This window comes from Streptomyces sp. NPDC021012 (assembly GCF_044333355.1).
In the GTDB taxonomy this organism is placed as follows: domain Bacteria; phylum Actinomycetota; class Actinomycetes; order Streptomycetales; family Streptomycetaceae; genus Streptomyces.
In genome coordinates this window covers 43,474-62,594 of sequence record NZ_JBIRQU010000002.1, presented here as the reverse complement: position 1 = coordinate 62,594, position 19,121 = coordinate 43,474, and the positions used below count along the sequence as shown (strand labels likewise).

Here is a 19,121-nt window from a genome sequence, read left to right as displayed (position 1 = left end):
CGGCCGGACCGCCCCCGTCGGTCAGGAGGCGTCCGCCGAGCCCGGCTGCTCGGGCACGGCGCCCTTCGGGGTCTCCGGCGTCGACGGCGGAGTGGTGTCGAGGTTGCGGGCCGCCCGGTCGAAGTAGCGGAGCAGTTCCACCGGGAAGGGCATCACGAGCGTGGAGTTCTTCTCAGCTGCCACCTCGACGACGGTCTGCAGCAGCCGCAGCTGCATCGCCTCGGGGGTGTCGGCCATGATCCGGGAGGCGTTGGCGAGCTGCTGCGCCGCCTGGAACTCGCCGTCCGCGGTGATCACCCGGGCGCGCCGCTCGCGTTCCGCCTCGGCCTGCCGGGACATCGACCGCTTCAGCGACTCCGGCAGCTGGACGTCCTTGATCTCGACCCGGTCGATGTGGACGCCCCAGCCGGCCGCCGGGCTGTCGATCATCAACGCGAGCCCTTCGTGCAGCCGCTCCCGGTCGGACAGGAGGTCGTCCAGATCGCTTTTGCCGATGATCGACCGCAGCGACGACTGTGCGACCTGGCCGACGGCGAACGCGTAGTCCTGCACCTCGATCGCGGCCCGCGCGGGATCCACGACCCGGTAGTAGACGACCGCGTCGACCTTGACCGACACGTTGTCCCGGGTGATGCCCTCCTGCGTCGGGATCGGCAACGTCGCGACCTGGACGTTCACCTTCCGCATACGGTCCGCGACGGGGATCAGGAAGGTGATGCCCGGCTGCCGATGGCCGGGCAGCGCCTTTCCGAAGCGGAACACGACGCCCCGCTCGACCTGATTGATCACACGCATCCCGCTGCGCAACAGCAACAGGAGGAAGACGACCACGACGACGACCCCGACCACTGCGCTCTCCATGGCGCCCTCCTTCATGAAACCCGTTCGGCAGGGGAGAGGACGGCCTGGAGGAGCCCATGGATGCGCCTCCAGCGTCAGGAACACGTCAAGGATTGGCGCTCGCGCCGGTGCCGGAGCGTGACAGGGGCCGGGCGCGCGGCGAGGAGGGAGAGCGCGTGGGCACGGCGTACGGCCAGGAGCCCCGATGGCGCGAGGCTCCTGGCCGTCAACAGCGCGTGAAGATGGACCTGATGGGCGTCAGGACCACGTCAGGGAAGTCGGTCCGTGTCCGAAATCGATCGGACACTGATCGGCGCGGGGGACGGGCGACCGTCCGTGGCGTGGGTGGGAGGGTGAGTGAGCATCACCACCGGACAGACGCGAAGTTCGGGCGTGGGGGCCCAGACGGGCGCGGCGCATACGCCGCGGGCGGACGTTCCGCGAGGGGGACGGCCCGGGCCGGGCAAGGGGCAGGGCCCGGGCGGTCTCCACCGTCTGTGGCGGCGGACCGTCGCCGCGGCGGAATCGTTCCGCCGCCGCTACTGGGACACCGTGCCCGCGAGGCCACGGCTCCTGCGCCTGACGGTGCTCCTGCTCACCGCCTCCTGCGCCGCCCTGCTCCTGGTCGCCGCGCTCGGCGCGTCCCGTACCTGGGACAGCACGACCGGGCGCCGCGCCCCGCGGACGGTGAGCGCCGCCGGACTCAACCTCGCGCTGTCGGCCGTGCTCGTCCTGCTCCAGTGGTACCTCGCCCGCCGCTTCCACCGCGTCCTCAACCCGGCCCTGCTGGCCGCGACGGCCTGCGGCCTCACCGCCCTCCTCCTCGGCCTGCACCTGCTCACCGCCACCTCCGGCCGGCTCGAAACCGCCCGACAGGACGCCTTCGACTCGGTCGTCGCCCTCTCCCGCGCCCGCGCCGTCGCCTACGACGCGAACGCCGACGAGAGCCGCTACCTCCTCGACCCGTTCCGGCGCGCCGCCTACGAGCAGAGCTTCCTCGCCAAGTCGCAGCAGCTGTACGGCGTCGAGGGCGCCGACCTGTCCTCGTACGGAGCGAAGCTCGCCGAGACCTGGGCGCGCTACCGTGCCGACCACGAGAACGGGGTCTTCACGGGCGAGCTCCGCCGCGAACTCGACAACATCACCTTCACGGGCGAACGGGCGAACGGGCGGCGGCCGAGCGGACGGTCGAGGCCTACGCCGCGTACCAGCGCGACGACCGCACGATCCGGTCACTGGTGGCCCAGCACAAGGAGCGGGGGGGCGATCGCCTTCGGCATCAGCTGGGAACCGGACAAGTCCAACGCCCACTTCGGCGCCTGGATGAAAGCACTGGACGACGTGACCGCCATCAACCAGGCTGCGTTCGACAGCGCGGCACGGGACGGACGGGACACGGTCACCGGCCTGTTGCCCTGGTCGGCGGGGGCTCTGCCGGCCGTGGGCGTCCTCACCGTTCTCGGCCTGCGCCCCCGCCTCGCCGAGTTCCGTTGACCGGACACCCGCCCGGAGTTCCGAATGAGAGGGAGGCGGCGCGATGAGCCGCGAGGACGCAGGGACCGGTTCGATCTACCGCACCACCGACGGACGGGAACACATCCGCCGATGGTGCCTGGAGCAGCTGGAGGCCTGGCCGGTGCCGCACGAGCGGACGACCATGACCGCCCTGGGTGCGGAGACCCACCTGGTGACCGCCGGCTTCGGTGCGACGACCGTGGTGTACGTCCCGGGCACCAACTTCAACGCCGCGACCTCCCTTCCGCTCGCCGGTGCCCTGGTCGACGCCGGACACCGCGTCGTGCTCGCGGACGTTCCGGGCCAGCCCGGTCTCAGCACGGGCGAACGAGACCTCTCCGGCGACCGGTTGTCCTGGTACGGCGCTTGGCTGAGCGCCGTCATCGAGCAGGCCTGCGCCGGGCCCGTCGTGGTGATGGGCCATTCCTTCGGCGCCGCCATCGCCCTCTCCTGCTCCTCGTCCCGCATCGAACGTCTCGTCCTGGCCTCTCCGGGAGGCCTCACGAAACTGCGCCTCACGCCCGGAGTCCTCGCCGCCTCCGCCGCATGGTTCCTCCGGCCGACCCCGGCGCACAGCGCCAGGCTCCTGAGCGCCATGCACGGGCCGGGCCATCGGCCGCGCGCGGCACTGGTCGAATGGATGACCCTGGTAGCCCGGCATGCCCGCTCCAGCGGGGCGCCCGGAGCGGCCGAGCTGCCGGCGCGGGCCCTTCCCCGTCTGGTCGTCAACGGTTCGCACGACGTCTTCCTGCCGCTGAAGCGGCTCCGCCCGGCGGCGCGCACCGCGCTCGGCACAGACCTGGACGTCATCGACGGCGCCGGACATCTCGTGGTCGAAGAGCACCCCACGGCGCTGGCCGCCCTGGTCGGCGGCCGATGACCCCGCACAGTCGGGCGAGGGGGAGGTGAGGAGGCGATGACCGGAGAAGCGTGGGTCGTCGCGGCGGCCATGCTCGGACTCGGCGGAACCTTCGCCCATCTCGTCGGCGCCATGGGCCTCAGCCGGATCCACAGGCTGCGCCGCGACGGAGTGACCGTGCCGGCACTGGTGCGGTACCGGACGGCGGCCGAGGAGGACGCCGCGCACCCTCGGCGGCCGCTGCTCCAGTTCGCCACCCTGGACGGCCGGGTGATCGAGGTCGTCTCCCCGGTGCCGCCGAGCCGTACGCACGCCCTCGTCGACGGCAGCGAGGTGTCGATCACGTACGACCCGGCAGACCCGAGCCAGATCCTGGTGGACGGGCGGGAACGGCGAGGGCTCGAGTACGCCTTCATGGGATGCGGCGCCGCCCTGGCCCTCGGCGCCCTGGCCCTGGTTCTGGCGGCGGTCCGGGCACGTACGTGACGGGGGAGCGGGACAGTCGCGCTGTGCCGCGGAGGCGTCGCGGAGCATGCCGGAGACGCGGGCGCACCAGGGAGGGAGAGCGCTCGGGCGTGACCAGCCGGCAGGAGCCCGTCGATGCCGCGTGGACGACTGCACATCCATCCGGGGCAACCCCTGGAGTGGGAAAGACGTACGCCATGCCGGAGGAGGGCCGGCGCCTGCGGTCCAGCGGCGCCGACGTGGTCGTCGGCTTCGTCGAGCCGCACGGGCGGCGACCGACCGCAGCCCTGGCGGAGGGAGCTGGAGACGATCCCGCGGCGGACCACGACGCACCGCGGAGCGGTCTTCACCGAGACGGACCCGGACGCGGGCTGGAGCATCTCGTAGAACGTGGATCCGGCACCACGCCGGAGGAGTTCGTCGTAGGTGCCTGTCTCGACAATGCGGCCGCCCTCGACGACGATGCTGCGGTCTGCGAAGCGCGCGTTGGCGAGGCGGTGTGCAGGGCGAGGGCGGCGGCCAGCCGCTCGTCTTCGAGACGGCCGGAGATGATCCGGTACTGGCTGGCGAGGAAGTCGGCCATGGTGCCGACACGGATCTCGTCGGCAGTGGTCTGCTCGGTGGTGTACGAGCGGAAGACGTTGCGGAGGCGGGAGTCGCCGAGGTTGCGGTGGTGCGCGTCGCGCTCGATCCGCGCGGCCCGGACGGCGCCTCAGGCGCACGGGGCGGCTGCGACCAGGAGCAGCCCGAGGACGGCGGGATGCAGGACAGCGACGACAGTGGCGGCGGCAACGGTCTGGACAGCAGCAGAAGTGAGGAGCTGGGAGTCGAGGATGAGGTCACGAGTCTTGTCGGCGCCGTCGGCGGCGGCCTGGGGGAGCAGCGCGGCCACCTGAGCGCGGCCGCCGAGGGGCAGCCAGGACGCGGCGGTGCCGAGGCGGCACCAGGACCACCCGCCTACGCCGGGCGCGGGCAGCAGCCGGCTCTTCTCCAGCTGCTCCACGGTCTTCTCCCGTACGCCTCTGTCCGGCCGAGCGCCGCGGTGTCCCTCAGACCGTTCCAGAAGGGCCCGGGCGCTACGTTCCGCATCCGGGCGTGGACAACGTCCTGACGGTGCGCGGCGCGGGCGCTCGCCGTCCTGGAGGAGCCGGACCCAGACCGAGCATGCCACGTCCAGGACGACGTCGCCGCCGTGCCCGGTCAAGTGGAGGGGCAAGTCGACCACCGGCGCGAGGTAGGTCCGATCCATCTGGAACGGGGCTGCGCCCAAGGTCGGATCCAGGCCGGTCGGCTGGCTGGCGGGAAAGGGGAAGGGCAGGTCTTCGTCGATGCCCTGCGCGGTGGTGTGCTCGATTCATGCTCGTTTGCGACCACCACCGACCCTGCTGGCTTGTTCCGTGCCCGGCGGGGCTGGCGACTCGTTGGCCAGGACAGCAGCGGCCGTCTCGGCGTTCCCGGTCGCGGGTGGGGTGCGGAGTGTCGATGTGGCCGAAGCAGTGGCCGAAGGTGCCTGAGCTGACCGTGCAGGTGGCGGGGCGGTAAGTGCGAGTTTTCCCGTCGCTTGTTTCTCACCCACGTGCTCCGTCCATCTGCTCCATACGGAGCAAATTTGGGTGCGGTATCGCCGGAATTCCACACCGCCATCACATAGTGAGATCATGGGTGTCAAGCGGTGGAAGTTTCTCGATACGAATCGGGAACTGCGCGCAGTGACTTCGGCTCGGGTCATCGATCTTGCCGGACGACTGCAGGTGAAGTTGAAGATGGGCGACAATCCCCTGCTCACGACATCCATGCAGCAACTCGACAAGTGTCAAGAAGCTCTCGAGTCAATTGCCCCCAGAGGTTCATCGGCAGCAGTCGCTCAGATTCATTTCGACGCGGCATTCATTCTCTATTTGCGTGCGGCGGACCTCCATGAGAGCGCATCCATGATGCCGGCAATCCTTGGAACGGTGAGGGAGAATCTCCCGCCCGGCGATCTGCGCAGGGTGGCTGTGGAGGATATCGCCAACGGCGCTGCCGCGAAGTCGATCCGGGGTGATACTCCTCTTACGGAATCCGACCGTGAGACGGTCCTCGATGCACTGGCTGCGGCGAATCAAACGCGGATCGACAAGTCTCTGCGCATCCGCAGCTTCGTGCGCATTGTTTCGGTTGTCGGCCTGTTGCTCACACTTGTCGCAATTGGGGTGGCAATCCTGACCTGGAGGAACCCTGGTCAGGTTCCACTGTGTTTCGTACCTCGAAATGAACAGGGCAAGTACTACACCGTTTGCCCCTTGAACGCATACCCTGGAGGCGATCCTGCAGCCCCTGCCTGGCTGGCTGCAGGTCCCGCCGACTACCTTGTGGTGGAGATTATCGGGCTGGTATCCGCAGGGCTCGCCGCCGCTACAGCCCTCCGGCAGATGAGGGGATCTCCGACGCCCTACAACGTATCGCTGGTTCTTGCGGGACTGAAGCTGCCAACCGGGGCGCTTACCGCTCCGGCCGGACTCTTGTTCATCCACGGTGGCTTCGTACCAGGCATGCCGGCCTTGTACTCATCGGCTCAAATCATCGCATGGGCCATCGTGTTCGGCTACGCGCAACAAATCCTTACCCGCCTGGTGGATAATCAGGCGAAATCTCTCCTGGGGCATTCCAAAGATGCCCATAAATCGGAAGACGAGTCGGCAGCCCTTGCGTGAGAGCGCGTCTGTCCGCAGTGGCGCGATTCGGGTTTCCTTTAATGGACGTTTCGCCGAGTCTTTTCCCATCTCATGCTGATGCGTGGTGAAGCGCGACAACGGCCTGGACGATTGCGGTGATGCGGTCGGTGCTGCAGCGGATCTTGGCGTGTGTGCTGTTGTGGCGGCGCTGCCACCGCTTCAGGCGGCGGCCGCGGGAGGGTACCCGGGTGGAGTCGCCGGCGCCTTGGTGCGCCTTGATGCTCCTATAGACGTCAAGTAGTTGAGATGGCGTGGCGAGCGCGGGGCTGGTTGAGAGCGTGGTAGACCTCCCGGGCTATGAAGCGCTTGAGGCAACGAATGATGTCCTTCTTCGTCAGCCCCTGCTGGACGCGCCGCGCTACATAGGCCCGGGTGCGAGGGCAATAACGCATACGAACCACCGCGATCATGTGAAGGGCGCGGTTGGCCTGGCGATCACCGCCCCGACTGAGGCGGTGTCTGTCGGTGCGCTCAGAAGACGCTGGGACTGGAGCGGCGCCGCACAGAGCCGCGAAGGCGGCCTCCGAGCGCAAGCGCTCGGGGTTGTCGCCGGCCGTGACCAGCAGCTGGCCGGCGGTCTCGGTGCCCACGCCGAACAGCGCGACCAGTTCGGGGGCAGCCGCCGCAGTGAGCACGGAAAGGTGCTCGTCGACTTCATCGATCTCTTCGGTGAGTCTACGGATGCGGCGAGCCAGCTGGCGCAGGGCGAAGCGGGAGGCGTGAACAGGATCGCCAAGGTCGGGCCCGGGACGCAGCCGGAGGCAGCTATTGACCAGGGCGGCGCGCGTGAGCCCTGCGAGCGCCTGACGCAGGGGCTCAGGAGCGGTGACTCGCAAGCCGATGAGTTGGTTGATCGCTTGTGTCCTGGCCTTGATCGCGGAGGCGCGGGTCACTCGCAGTTGGCGCAGGGCTTCAACTGTGCCGGTGCGGGATTTGGGAATGGCCTGGGCTCGTCCCGAGGCCGCTGCCCGGGCGGCCACGTAAGCGTCGATCGGGTCGGATTTGCCACGGGAATGGCGAGTGCCCCGGTCGGGGACGTTGACCTCGACCACCACCAGGCCGCTTGCAGTCAGTACGGTGGTCAGTCCCGCCCCATAGGATCCAGTGCACTCGACGCCTACCGCCTGTACCTGGCCGAATGTGCCGAGCCATGCCAGCAGGGCGCGGTATCCCTGGGTGGTGGCGGGAAACTCCTGGTCGGCCACGGGTCGCCCGAGCGGGTCGACAACAGCGGCGTGGTGGGTGTCGGTGTGAGTGTCGACTCCGGCGAAGACTTCACGCTCGGGATGCTCGTCGATCATGCTGGGCCTGCTGCCTTCTCATCGCGTGGACAGGGCAGCACGCGCCGGTCGGGAGAACGGACACGACAGTGACGGGGCTTCTCGCACAAGCTCCTATGAAGTCACGACACCCTTCCGGGCTGCGTGCGGTGGTGTCACCGACAGGCCGACAGATCAAGGCAAGGACACGGAAGTTGTGGTCAGTCAGCCCAAGGGTCAGACCTGTCGGTGGCACCACCAGCCATCATCACTGTCGGCCCAGCACTTGAGGCCAGCATCGGTAAGCGCGTCAACGATGCCATGGGCGCGGGCGGCGGCCAGGACGTCGACCGCCTCGCGTATGTAGCGGTGGACCGTCGCGATCCCGATGCGGAGCCCGGCGGCGAGCTGGGCGTAGGTGTCACCGCACCGCAGGTGAGCCAGGGCGGGTAGGGCCTGACGGCCCGCGGGCAGACGCCGCCAGGGCGTCCGATCGCCCGCCGCCGAGCCTGCGGCCGAGTGCTCAGGTAGCACAGGGCGCGGCTGGACAGATCCCTCGCATGGGGTCTCCCCTGCTCGAGCGAAGCCGAGAGCTTGGAGAAGGGTGGACAAGCGCGCGAAGCTCCTGGTGGGGCACGGCAGATCTTGGCCGTGATGCCTCCCGCCAGGAGCTTCGTGTTCACGCGTGTCAAGCCCTGGGTTCGGTGCGTCCGGCCCCGCCGGGGCCGGACGCACCGAGATCAGCGGTTCTGCAGGGCCTTGACGTTGTTGCCGAAGGACCAGCCCTTCGAGCCGTCCCAGTTGATGGACCACGTCATGAGGCCCTTGAGCGAGCCGTTGAACGTGTTCCACGCCTGGCTGACCTGGCTGGGCGCCATGTAACCGCCGCCCGCGCCGGGCTGCGCCGGCAGGCCGGGCACCTGCTTGTCGTACGGCACCTTGATCGTGGTGCCCTGGACGGTCAGGCCGTTGTTGAGGCAGGTGGTCTGAGCGGCGAAGCCCTCCACGGTGCCGGCCTGGTACGAGTCGCCCGAGCAGCCGTACATGCTGCCGTTGTAGTACTGCATGTTGAGCCACCACAGTCGGCCGTTGTCCGCGTACTTCTTGATGATCGGCAGGTACGAGCCCCAGATGGACCCGTAGGTGACGCTGCCGCCGGTGACGTACGCGGTCTCGGGCGCCATCGTCAGACCGAAGCCCGCCGGCATCTTGGCGAGCACGCCGTCGATGATGCGGATCAGGTTGGACTGGGAGGCGGACAGGGTGTTGATGTTCCCACTGCCGGACAGGCCGGTCTCGATGTCGATGTCGATCCCGTCGAAGTTGTACTTCTGGAGGATCGGGACGACCGTCTCCACGAAGCGGTCGGCGACCTTGCTCGACGACAGGTCGATGCCCGCGGCCGCGCCGCCGATGGACATCAGGATCGTGGCGCCCTTCGCCTTGGCCTCGCACATCTCCGCCGGCGTCGACACCTTCACGCCCGCGTCCATGCCGTCCTCCCACAGGACGGTTCCGTCCGAGAGGATCACCGGGAAGGCGGCGTTGACGACGTTGTAGCCGTTCTGCGCGATCCGGCTGTCCGTGATGGGAACCCAGCCCATACCGGGGTGGACGCCGTTCGAGGCGCCGTCCCAGTTCTCCCAGTACCCCTGCAGCACCTTGCCGGTCGGCTTGGGCTTCGTGGCACAGGTGGCGTTGCCCGGAGGGTTGGTGGTGGTGGGAGTGGTCGGCGGCGTGGTGGGCGGAGGGGTGGTGGGAGGGGTGGTCGGCGGCGTGGTGGTCGGCGGGGGCGTCGTGCCACTAGGGCCGGTGAGCGACACGTCGTCCGCGAAGTACGCGGGCGTCCCGTACCAGCCGTGCAGGTAGACCGTCACCGATGTGGTGTTCGCACCGGTGGTGAAGTCGACGCTGAGCTGGCTGTACGACGAGGAGCTGGGCGTCCAGGTCTGCGGCTCGCTGGTGGCACCGGTGCCGCTGGCGCCGAGGTAGACGTAACTGCCCTGCACGAAGGCGCTCAGCGTGTACTTCGAGTTGGGCTGCACGCTGACCGTCTGGGTGCACTGAGCGTTGTCCAGGCCGGACGGTGTGGCCTTCAGCGCGGACGAGCCGGAGTGCACCGGGCTGTTGACGACCATGCCGGAACCATTGGTGCAGGACCAGTCGGAAAGGCCGTTCTCGAAGCCGGAGTTGGCCACCAGGTTGGTGCCGACGGCGTCGGCCGAGCCGGAACCGGCCACGGTGACGCAGACGCCGATGACGGTCGCGGCGCTCACTCCGGCGAGCGTACGGGTCAGGACGGTCGAGCTCTGCCGCGTCCGGACGGCGGCCGAATGCCCGCCACCCGCCTCGGGCAGAGTGCGAATCCTCCGACGGAACATGCTGTGCTCCATTCTCGCCACGTGCCGTGGGCGTGAGCATGCGTGTGTGTGGGGGTGTGCGGACGCGCGGCCCCGGATGCAACGGGAGAGATGCGGTGCGGCGGTCGACGGGATCGTAGGAGGGGTGACCGGGCCCGTCAATAGGTCTGGACCAAAGGTGAACGACTACCGGGTCTCCCGCTTGCGTCCACCTTCCGCGCCTCGGAGGTGAAGGGAGCCGGGGACAACTCGGGGACTTCGTAGGGGCTTTCACGTCTGTCCCAGGGAGGTTCCAGGGGCTTTCCGCCGAGTGGGGCGTTTTCGTCCTGAACGGCTGCAAGTCGGTAGGGTGTGGACGGCCTGGGCAGCGGCGCCGATGCGGCGGGTGGAGCATCTGGCTCGCCGGAGCGGTCGCCAGGACTTCAGCCGCGCGAAGGCACGTTCGCCCGGGGCTTTCAGCCGGGCGTGGTCGCGGTTGAACTGCTGCTGGCGATCGGGCTGTTCGCGGTGACGGCAGTAGGGAGTGCGGACGGTGGCGCCGGCGCCCTGGTAGGCGCGGTCCGCGAGGACGAGGATCTGCCTGGTGAGGCAGGCTTGGATGATGCCGTGGGCCCGGGCCGCGGTCAGGTCATGGGGCGGCCGGGCATCGGCCGGGAGAACCAGAGCGGTGTACCGTCCGGTCGTGCGATGACCTGTACGTCCATGCCGTGCTTGCGGTGTTTTTGCGAGTGGTGCGGTTCGTCCGCCTTCACGGAAGGTGTGCCGGAACCCCAGTTCCGACAGCGCCGTCGGATCAGGCTGTTCGATTTCGGAGGGCGTCCGACCAGCAAGGGACCCGCCGGGTGATGGACGTGCTGGAAGGAGTCTTCACGCCTGGACGTAACGGCGGGGCGTGGCGCTCGTTACGATCACGGCCCCGGTGCGCTGACCTGGGCCTTGTGCTGATGAAAGGTTTCACGCGCCGCCATGAACCGCTTTTCACACCACCATGCCCCGGCCCGTTTCAGCGAGCGTCCGCCGTCATGGGGCGAGGGGCCTCCGGCAGCGCATCCGAAGGTGCTGCGGGACGAACTCATCTCGGCCGCGGAGTGGGTGTGCCAGTACCTGAGCCGGCTTCCGGAAGCCCCGGTGAGCCGTCCGATGCCCGCGCGCCGGCGCGCCCGTCTGCGTGACGCCTCGCTCGACCGCACCGGTGGTGAGCTGGGCCAGATCCTGGACTTCGTGCGGGAGGAGATCGCACCGTTCCCCACCGGCAACGGGCACCCGGCCTTCTTCGCCTGGATCAACTCCCCACCCGCCCCCGCCGGCCTGATCGCCGAACTCCTCGCCTCCGCCGTCAACGCGACCTGCGGCATGGGCGAGAACGCCCTCATGGACCTCGAACGCGGCACCGTGCGCATCCTCGCCGATCTGGCCGGCCTGCCCACCACCGCCGGAGGCGTCCTGACCAGCGGCGGCTCCATGGCCAACCTGCTCGCCCTGGCCACCGCCCGCACCTGGTTCCTCACCCACCGCGGCTCCGGTGACGGCCCTGCCTACGACCGCGACCACGCCCGCCTGACCCTCTACTACAACGCCCAAGCCCACATGTCCGTCGCCAAGGCCGCAGCCTGCATCGGCATCCCCGCCCACCGCCTGCGCCCCATCCCCAGCGACACACAGCACCGCCTGGACCCCGCCGCACTGCGCGCAGCCGTGACCGCGGACCAGGCCGCCGGGCTCCTGCCGTTCTGCACCGTCACCACGCTGGGCACCACCGCCACCGGCGCCGTCGACCCCCTCGAACCCGTCACCGCCTTGTGCCGGAGCACCGGGATGTGGCACCACGCCGACGGAGCCTGGGGCGGACTGGGCGCCATGGTGCCCGCTCTGGCACACCTCTACCAGGGCGTCGCCGGTCTGGACTCGATGACCGTGGACCCGCACAAGACCCTCAGCGTGCCGGTCGGCTGCGGCGCTCTCCTGGTCACCGACCCCGAGCACCTGCACACCGCCTTCGCCCACCGCGCCTCCTACCTCACCCCCGGCGAACCCGACACCCTCCCCTGGCTCTCCCACTCCACCATCGAACTCACCCGTCCCGGCACCCGCGCCCTTGCCCTGTGGGCCACCCTGCACCACCTCGGACGTGACGGCGTCACCGCCCTGCTCCAGCACTACCTGACCCTCGCCGACCTCTTGCGCGAGAAGATCACGGCTAGCCCCCGCCTGGAAGTCGTGGCCGGCGGCCCCTGGCCGGTCGCCTGCTTCCGCCTCACCGACACCACCGCAGTCGGGCCCGACGCCCTTCACGCCCGCATCGCCCACCGCGTCCAGACCGCCGGACGTGCCTACCTCGCCACCGCCACCGTTCACGACCGCACGGTCCTGCGCGCCTGCCTCTGCAACTACCTCACCCGCGAGAGCGACCTCGACCTGCTCCTTCGCGAAGTCCTTCAGGCCGCGGACTCCGACCGCTCAGCACCCACCCGACGCACCGACGAGTGATCACCCATCAGCCACGGTGGGTCGTCCTGTTCGAAAGGGTGGTGCTGCCAGAACCGGGTCTGTCGATTGAACGGTGTAACACAGGGGCGGTTGGGGTTACTGACAGGCTGCGGAGAGGCGGCCGTCGAAGGTGATGTCGAAGGCGATCAGGGCGGTCTTCCCGCGCAGGGTCCAGCGGGTCTGTCCCTTGCCGGGCGTTCACCGACTCGATCGCGTCCGTCGTGCAGGCGACGTGGCGGATCTCGGTGTCGAACCGCAGGAACGGGGTGAACTCGGCGAACCGTTCGAACGCGGCTTCCTCGGTCGCCGCCGTTGGATCGCGTCGATGAACACGACCGGACAGGCCGGGTCGAGCGGGCGATCGTGTCCTTCGGCCACGCCCTTGAGGACCTTTTCGGTGATCATGGAGATCGTATGGCGCGAGACGTCAGCCCCATAGACCTCGGCCAGGTGGGCTTGGACCTCGCCGGTGGTCAGGCCCTTCGCCGAGAGGGAGAAGGCCATCTCGTCCACTCCACGCCGGTCAGACGTTTCTGCCGCTTCTTGACGATCTTCGGCTCGAAGGAGCCGTCGCGCTCGCGGGGCACGGATATCTCCACCGGGCCGACGTCCGTCAGCACGGTCCTCGCCCGGGTGCCGTTGCGGGAGTTGCCGCCGTTCTTCCCGGCCGGATCGTGCTTGTCATAACCGAGGTGATCGGTGATCTCGCCCTCCAGGGCGGACTTCAGCAGCCCGCCCCCCGCCGGTCAGCTGCCGACCCTCGGCCTGGGCCCGGGACACCAGCTCATCGATGCATCCTCCATGATCGGGAGTCACACCGAACGATTTGCAGTCCCGCCCCTGTCCCGATTCTCATCAACGGTCAACTGTGAGAACCGGATGGGGGCGGATTCTCTTCCATCCAGCGGCGCACTGTGTCCGCGTCCTGCGAACGACCGAGCTTGTCGAGCGCCGTCGCTTGGACCGTCAGCACGGCATAGAGTCCTGGAAGCAGGGTGAGCGTCGTATCGATATGACGGAGGTAGAGCTCCACGGCCTCCGTCGTCATCCGTAGAGCCCCGGAAGGGTCGCCCACCACTGCAGTCATCGACAGGCCGGTCAGCGATTGGGCGAGTCCGGGTTCGTAGGCGGCGGGGTTGGTCGCGGCCAGTCTCCGCCGGATTTCCACCGCCTGCTCGGCGGTGGCCAGGGCTTCGGCGTGGCGGCCCGCCTCCCTCAACCGGTTGCCGAGGTTCGACAACGAGACCGCGAGTCCGGGTTCGTAGGCGGCGGGGTTGGTCGCGGCCAGTCTCCGCCGGATCTCTACCGCCTGCTCGGCGGTGGCCAGGGCTTCCACATGGCGGCCCGCCTCCGTCAACCGGTTGCTCAGGTTCGACAACGAGACCGCGAGGTCAGGTTCATAGGCGGCGGGGTTGGCCGCGGCCAGTCTCCGCCGGATCTCCACCGCCTGCTCGGCGGCGGTCAGAGCTTCCGTGCCGCGGCCCGCCACCGACAACCGGATGCTGAGGTTGGACAGCGAGGCGGCGAGACGGGGCTCGTAGGTGGCAAGGTCGGCAGCCGTCAGCCTTCGGTAGATCTCCACCGCCTGCTCGGCGGCTGCCAGGGCTTCCACGTGGCGCCCCGCCTCCGGTAGGTCCAAGCCGAGGTTGGACAGCGAGGCGGCGAGACGGGGCTCGTAGGCGGCAGAGTCGGCAGCCGTCAGCCTTCGGTAGATCTCCACCGCCTGCTCGGCGGCTGCCAGGGCTTCCGCGCGGCGGCCCGCCTCCGTCAACCGGTTGCTGAGGTTCGACAACGAGGCTGCGAAGTCGGGTTCGTAGGCGGCGGGGTCGGCAGCGGCGAGCTGCCTGTTGGCTTGCACCAGTGCGGTGGTGAGGGCCAGAGCAAGAGGAACTGTGACACGGGCGGGGTACGAGAGCGCGACAGCGGCGGCCTGGAGGGCTGGGCGGGTGAGTGGAGTGGTGCCCAGGGCCGTGTCGAGGGAGTGAAGGACGTGCTCGCTGTTGACGGTACGGCCCGCGTTGTAGTGGGCGATGGCGGCACGGGCCAGGACGACGATGGCCTGCGCCTGCTGAGCGGGGCTGCCCGCCGCGAGGAGGGCAGGCAGAGAGACGGCCTCGGATTCGAGGACGTGGGAGGCGTGGTGTTCGGCAACCCGGTCGGGCTGGAGGGAGCCCCAGTAGCGGTCTCCGTCGGAGGGATACAGCGAGGCCAGCCAGTCGGCGGCGGATGCCGCCCGGTGGTCGGGAATGCCGGGGAGAGTGGTGATCACCTGGACTGCCTCGTCCCTGGTCCCGGCCCCGCACAGCGCGGCGACCGCGACGGCGGCACCCAGGGTGGAGGCGTTCAGGCCGAGCTTGTGGGCGGGCGCCTTCGCGCTGGCCTCCCAGAAGCGGTCCTCGTGTTTGAGGAGGGTGCGCTCCGGCGGGGTGCCGGGGGCTGCGTCGACGGGGTGCGGTCCGTGCTGAAGGAGGTCGACCAGGGCGGTCATCTGCAGGGTGAGGACGTTGCCGTAGCGGTGGTCGTGCAGGTCCGCCGAAGGCTTGAGCTCTGCGGCGAGGGACAGCCAGTCGCAGGCGGGCAGTGTCGGGACCAGGGGCAGAAGGCGTGCCAAGTCCCCCGCTGCACGGTGGAAGGCGTTTCGCCGGTCCTCGGCGGGCCGGCTGGTGGGAATGAGCGGGGCGAGGGGAGTGACCGGGGCCTCTTCCAGGAGATCCCGTACGGCGGGGATGGCTTGGAGGGAGCCGGTGCGCCATTCGCCGTCGGAACGGGCGAGCAGCAGCAGCCGTACCCGGTGGCGGGAGCGGTGCAGATGGGTGATCAGACGGCGCAGGAGGCGGGGGCGGGTTTCGGCGTAGTCGACGACCAGGAGCAGGGGCAGGGCGGTGTTCAGGGTCGTGAAGTCGGGCGGGGTGCCGTCCAGGGTGGGGTCGTCGGTGAGGTCGGAGCGCAGGTGCCCGGTGACCCAGCCGTGCCAGCCGAGGGTGTCGGTCAGACGGCGGGCGAGACGGGTCTTGCCCTGTCCGCCGGGCCCGGTCACGACCTGTATGGAGAGGGAAGGCGGGCCGTTCTCGCACCACGCGTGCAGGTCGGCGAGTTCGGTATCGCGGCCGTGGAAGGCGACGGCCTCGGTGTCGGCGCGGAGCAGCGCGGCCGGGGAGCGGAAGTCGCGGTCGACCGTGACAGGGGTGAGCAGGGATGCCGGTTCGATGGGTTCGAGGACGGGTTCCCAGCCTGTGTGCTCTTTGACGAGGGCGCGGAAGGCGTCGTCGGTGAGGAGGTCGGCAGCGGTGGTGGCGGTCAGGCGGGTACCGCCGTCGGCGAGACGGTCGCGGCGTACGACTCCGCACAGCAGGTCGCCGCCGAAGCCGTCGTCGGCGAGGACGATGGCGCCCGACATGCCCGACCAACGGCTCCCGCCGGTGACCTCGGCGCCGGGGGTGGGATCGGTGCTGGAGATCTCGTAGCGGCCGGCCAGAGCGCCGGTGCCCGGGGCGATGAGGCCGGTCAGCTGCTCGTCCAGACGCCGGCCGTCGTCCGCGTTCTTCTGCATGCGGGGGAATCCGGTGGCGGTGACCGGAAGGGGACGGTTGCCGATGATCAGGCCGTACCGCTGAGGCGGCCGGGTGATCAGGTCGCGCAGGGACTGCGGCACCTGCCAGCCGTCCTGTCCGTCGGCAACCTCGATCAGTGCCGCGTCGGCGGTGTCGTCCCTGCGCTGCCAGCACACGACCGCGTGATACTCGCGCTCGCCGGTGTCGGGCAGGCTCACTGTCACCGGCTTCCCGGCGTCCGGATCCAGGTCGTCCAGGACGTGGGCGGCGGTCAGCACCAAGCGTGGTGCGACCAGGTATCCCGACCCGAACCCCCTCGTCCTCTTCCCGCCCCTCAGCCGGTCTACCCGGATCTGCACCCGCCGGTCGAACTCCACCAGACCTCCCCCTGGTCCCCTTCCCGTACGTATCGGGAGGGGCTACTCCTCGTCGCTGATGTCCACGTCTCCGCCGCCCGGCCGGTGCGGGGTCAGCTTCACCGTCAGCTTGTGGGTGTCCTTCGTGCCGCTCTCCTTCTTCCCGCCGAGGCTGATCACGCTCCACCTCAGCCCGCCGTTGACGCCCTTGGTTCCGGTCAGCTCCAGCCCGAGCTCCACCGTGATGTCTCCCAGCGTGAACAGCACCCCCTTGTCGCCGCCCTCCGCAGGGTCCGCGAGCCGGCTCTGGGCCTCGGCGATCTGCTCCCGCAGCAGCGTGACCGCGTCCGCCAGGTCCATCCACTGCCCATCCGCACCATTCGTATCGGACATTTTCTTCCTCCCTCTCCCACCCCGAGCGTTGCCCTGGTCCCGCTCTACCGGTTTCCTCGTCCGCATCGGACAGTCCAACGCCACTGACACAACCCACAGTTCCACGCGACACACCAGACCGGAGCGGTTCGCCGAACACGCGTACCTGCAAACCTCACGGGAAGGCCGATATCCACCGTCCCCATGACTGCCGACGCCGAGATGATCGCGCTGCCGGCCGGCTGGCCCCGCCTGCTGTGCACTCCTCCCCGTCCGCATCGACATCAAGTCCGACTGCATCCAGGGCCCGCAATGGCCGCAGGCCGCAGGACCGTCACCCGGCGGGCTGAACCGGGCAGGCCGTCAGAACGGGGGCTCGTCGTGCCAGGTACCGCCCGATGGCTCGGGCGGCCGGGCGGCGTGGCGTTGAAGGATGGCCAGGGCGTCCTGGACGCGGCCGATGTCGATGAGGTAGCCGGCCAGATCGTGGCTGTTCCTGGAGGAGTGTCGTTCGAGAACGGCGACGGCCTCCTCGGTGCGTCCGGCGCCGGCGAGCAGCTCGGCCATGTGCAGCGCCGCGTACCAGGTGGCGCCCTCGGGATGGGAGCGGGCCTGTGCGATCGCTTCGTCGACGCCGTCACGGGCGGCGATCAGCGGCAGCCGTATCCCGTACAGATCCCGGTCCTCCTCGCCCCCACGGGCGGCGGCGAGAGCATCGAGGTGCACCAGGCCGTCCTCGGAGCGGCCCTGGCCGAGGTACAGGCCGGTCAGGGCATGGAGGACCCAGTCGTCCCCGTTGCGGACGTCGGCCTGGACCCGCATCACCTCGATCGCTTCGTCCCCCCGGCCGGGCCGGGCCAGGAGCTGCGCGAGCTCGACAGCCGCGTGGGCATCGTGGGCCCCAGACAGGTCGGCCTGCCGGTACGCCACGATCGCCCCCTCCACGTCGCCGCGCTCCTCCAGCTGAATGTTCGCGCGGCCGGAGCACCAGGCGGCCCCAGTGGTGCGGCTCCGCCCCGCATGGAGGATGATGCGCGGCGGAGGGGATTCGAATGCGTTCAGAAATGCGGGATCAGGTGCAGGCAGGGGCCCCGTGGCAGGCACAGGTTCCGGCCCGGGCGCAGACGCGGGCGCGGGTGAGGGACCGGTTCGGCTCGGCGTTCACGGCGTCGGTCTCGGTGCTGTTCTTCGAGGCCGTGATCGGGTCGATCGTGTTCTACGTGTGGATGGAGACCGCGGAGGTCCCGGCCCTCGGCTACAACCTGTTCAACATCTTCTTCCTGTTCGTCATGGGATTGATCGGAGTGGCGGCCGGGGCGGTCGGCGCCGTCCTGCTGTCGGTCGCCGTGGTGATGCCGCTCGTGGCCGCCGCCGGATGGCTCGGCCGCACGGTCTCGGGGCGTGACGTCTGGTGGTGGATCCCGCTCCTGGCGGCCGCCGGCGGCGCCCTGCCGGGGCTCGTCTCGGCGTCGATGGTGCCCGCCGGGTTCCCGGAGAACGTCTCGGCGGGCCTCATCGGGTGGTTCATGGGCGCCGCGGCACTCGGCGTTCCGGCGCTGGTCGTCCGCAGGCTGGTGCTGCCGGACCGCCCGCGGGTGTCCGGCATCGCGATGTTCGGCCGGGTGGCGCTGTACGGGACGTTCGGCGTCGTCGTCACCGGCGCGCTCGCCGGTGCCGCCCTGTACGCCGGGATCGGGTACGAGCCTCCGCGGCTGACCGCGGAACGGCTCGCCGGGACGTGGTCCGACGGCAACGGCGGCAGGATCACCTTCACGGCGGACGGCAAGGTCACGGCCGACGGGGTCAGGACCTTCGGCTTCGACGACGGCCGTCACGACGCGGGGCAGCCCTGCACCGGTGCCGGCACGTGGGTCCACGACCCGGGCGACGGGTCGTGGACCCAGAATGTGGGGGTCTCCGTCGACGCCTGCGAGGGGAGCCTGGGCCCCTGGGAGGTGTTCGGAACCCCCGAGCACCCGAAGCTGTACGTGCTCGTCGGCGACCCCGACGCCTGGGACCTGTACATTCTGGAGCCCGACGACCAGCCCCGCGAGGAGCCCGTCAGGGACTGAGGCGGCCGAAGCCGAAGCGTCCGCGGTGGAACAGGAGCGGCGCGGTGCCGTCCTCCGCGCCCAGGGACTCGACCGTGCCGACGACGGGCGGCCCGCCCAAGCCCGCCCCTGACTCCTCCGCAGCCCGCTACATTCCAGCCCGACTCAGCGAAACCCGCAGGTCGGACATCAAAATCCTGCTGGAGTACCAGTAGTGCTTCGTCAGGTTCCGAGACCGCGAGGCCGACTGGCCGGCCGGCTTCTTCGACTTGGCGTTGCGGGGTTCCGGCGG

At 69.7% G+C, this 19,121-nt stretch carries 12 protein-coding genes and 6 pseudogenes; 7 read left to right on the top strand and 11 right to left on the bottom strand.

What is annotated here, in order from left to right:
• Positions 1 to 21: 21 nt before the first annotated feature.
• Positions 22 to 861, bottom strand: coding sequence for a slipin family protein (locus ACH4TP_RS05525; RefSeq protein WP_398180378.1), 840 nt, complete (start codon positions 859 to 861; stop codon positions 22 to 24).
• Positions 862 to 1,392: 531 nt separating this feature from the next.
• Here ACH4TP_RS05525 and ACH4TP_RS05520 point away from each other — a divergent pair.
• The 4 genes and pseudogenes from ACH4TP_RS05520 to ACH4TP_RS05505 all read left to right on the top strand — a co-directional run.
• Complete coding sequence (locus tag ACH4TP_RS05520) at positions 1,393 to 2,334, top strand: hypothetical protein (RefSeq protein WP_398435875.1); 942 nt, start codon at positions 1,393 to 1,395, stop codon at positions 2,332 to 2,334.
• A 43-nt stretch (positions 2,335 to 2,377) separates the two neighbouring features.
• Positions 2,378 to 3,235: an alpha/beta fold hydrolase gene (locus tag ACH4TP_RS05515; protein WP_398435873.1), complete on the top strand. Its 858-nt coding sequence runs from the start codon at positions 2,378 to 2,380 to the stop codon at positions 3,233 to 3,235.
• A gap of 36 nt (positions 3,236 to 3,271) precedes the next feature.
• The gene (locus ACH4TP_RS05510) at positions 3,272 to 3,700 is read left to right on the top strand and encodes a DUF3592 domain-containing protein (RefSeq protein WP_398435872.1); all 429 of its coding nucleotides are present in this window, start codon (positions 3,272 to 3,274) and stop codon (positions 3,698 to 3,700) included.
• A 114-nt stretch (positions 3,701 to 3,814) separates the two neighbouring features.
• Positions 3,815 to 4,048, top strand: a pseudogene (locus ACH4TP_RS05505) (sensor histidine kinase KdpD); the annotation flags it as partial.
• Positions 4,049 to 4,391: 343 nt separating this feature from the next.
• On the opposite strand, the gene ACH4TP_RS05500 reads toward ACH4TP_RS05505, so the two are convergent.
• A complete protein-coding gene (locus ACH4TP_RS05500) occupies positions 4,392 to 4,682 on the bottom strand; it encodes a hypothetical protein (protein ID WP_398435871.1) in 291 nt (96 codons plus the stop codon).
• Positions 4,683 to 5,337: 655 nt separating this feature from the next.
• Between ACH4TP_RS05500 and ACH4TP_RS05495 the strand changes: the two genes are divergently transcribed.
• Complete coding sequence (locus ACH4TP_RS05495; RefSeq protein WP_398435870.1) at positions 5,338 to 6,372, top strand: hypothetical protein; 1,035 nt, start codon at positions 5,338 to 5,340, stop codon at positions 6,370 to 6,372.
• A 254-nt stretch (positions 6,373 to 6,626) separates the two neighbouring features.
• Here the strand turns inward: ACH4TP_RS05495 and ACH4TP_RS05490 are convergent, their stop codons facing one another.
• The 5 genes and pseudogenes from ACH4TP_RS05490 to ACH4TP_RS05470 all read right to left on the bottom strand — a co-directional run.
• On the bottom strand, positions 6,627 to 7,694 hold the full coding sequence (locus ACH4TP_RS05490; RefSeq protein ID WP_398435868.1) for an IS110 family transposase: 1,068 nt from the start codon (positions 7,692 to 7,694) through the stop codon (positions 6,627 to 6,629).
• A 291-nt stretch (positions 7,695 to 7,985) separates the two neighbouring features.
• A pseudogene (locus tag ACH4TP_RS05485) lies at positions 7,986 to 8,144 on the bottom strand (transposase family protein); the annotation flags it as partial.
• 248 nt (positions 8,145 to 8,392) lie between these two features.
• A pseudogene (locus ACH4TP_RS05480) lies at positions 8,393 to 9,349 on the bottom strand (chitinase); the annotation flags it as partial.
• Positions 9,350 to 9,517: 168 nt separating this feature from the next.
• Positions 9,518 to 10,033, bottom strand: a pseudogene (locus ACH4TP_RS05475) (carbohydrate binding domain-containing protein); the annotation flags it as partial.
• 249 nt (positions 10,034 to 10,282) lie between these two features.
• A pseudogene (locus ACH4TP_RS05470) lies at positions 10,283 to 10,773 on the bottom strand (transposase family protein); the annotation flags it as partial.
• 295 nt (positions 10,774 to 11,068) lie between these two features.
• On the opposite strand from ACH4TP_RS05470, the gene ACH4TP_RS05465 reads away from it, so the two are divergent.
• Positions 11,069 to 12,499: a pyridoxal phosphate-dependent decarboxylase family protein gene (locus ACH4TP_RS05465; protein ID WP_398435866.1), complete on the top strand. Its 1,431-nt coding sequence runs from the start codon at positions 11,069 to 11,071 to the stop codon at positions 12,497 to 12,499.
• Between the two features lie 315 nt (positions 12,500 to 12,814).
• Here ACH4TP_RS05465 and ACH4TP_RS05460 read toward each other — a convergent pair.
• The 4 genes and pseudogenes from ACH4TP_RS05460 to ACH4TP_RS05445 form a co-directional block, all read right to left on the bottom strand.
• Positions 12,815 to 13,315 (bottom strand): annotated as a pseudogene (locus tag ACH4TP_RS05460) (transposase); the annotation flags it as partial.
• A gap of 46 nt (positions 13,316 to 13,361) precedes the next feature.
• Positions 13,362 to 16,409: a tetratricopeptide repeat protein gene (locus ACH4TP_RS05455; RefSeq protein ID WP_398436838.1), complete on the bottom strand. Its 3,048-nt coding sequence runs from the start codon at positions 16,407 to 16,409 to the stop codon at positions 13,362 to 13,364.
• 60 nt (positions 16,410 to 16,469) lie between these two features.
• Positions 16,470 to 16,799 (bottom strand): trypco2 family protein, encoded by a 330-nt coding sequence (locus ACH4TP_RS05450; RefSeq protein WP_398435864.1) that lies wholly within the window; start codon positions 16,797 to 16,799, stop codon positions 16,470 to 16,472.
• A 342-nt stretch (positions 16,800 to 17,141) separates the two neighbouring features.
• Positions 17,142 to 17,723, bottom strand: a complete 582-nt coding sequence (locus ACH4TP_RS05445; RefSeq protein ID WP_398435863.1) for a tetratricopeptide repeat protein — start codon at positions 17,721 to 17,723, stop codon at positions 17,142 to 17,144.
• A gap of 191 nt (positions 17,724 to 17,914) precedes the next feature.
• Between ACH4TP_RS05445 and ACH4TP_RS05440 the strand changes: the two genes are divergently transcribed.
• Positions 17,915 to 18,850 (top strand): hypothetical protein, encoded by a 936-nt coding sequence (locus ACH4TP_RS05440; protein WP_398435861.1) that lies wholly within the window; start codon positions 17,915 to 17,917, stop codon positions 18,848 to 18,850.
• Positions 18,851 to 19,121: the final 271 nt, after the last annotated feature.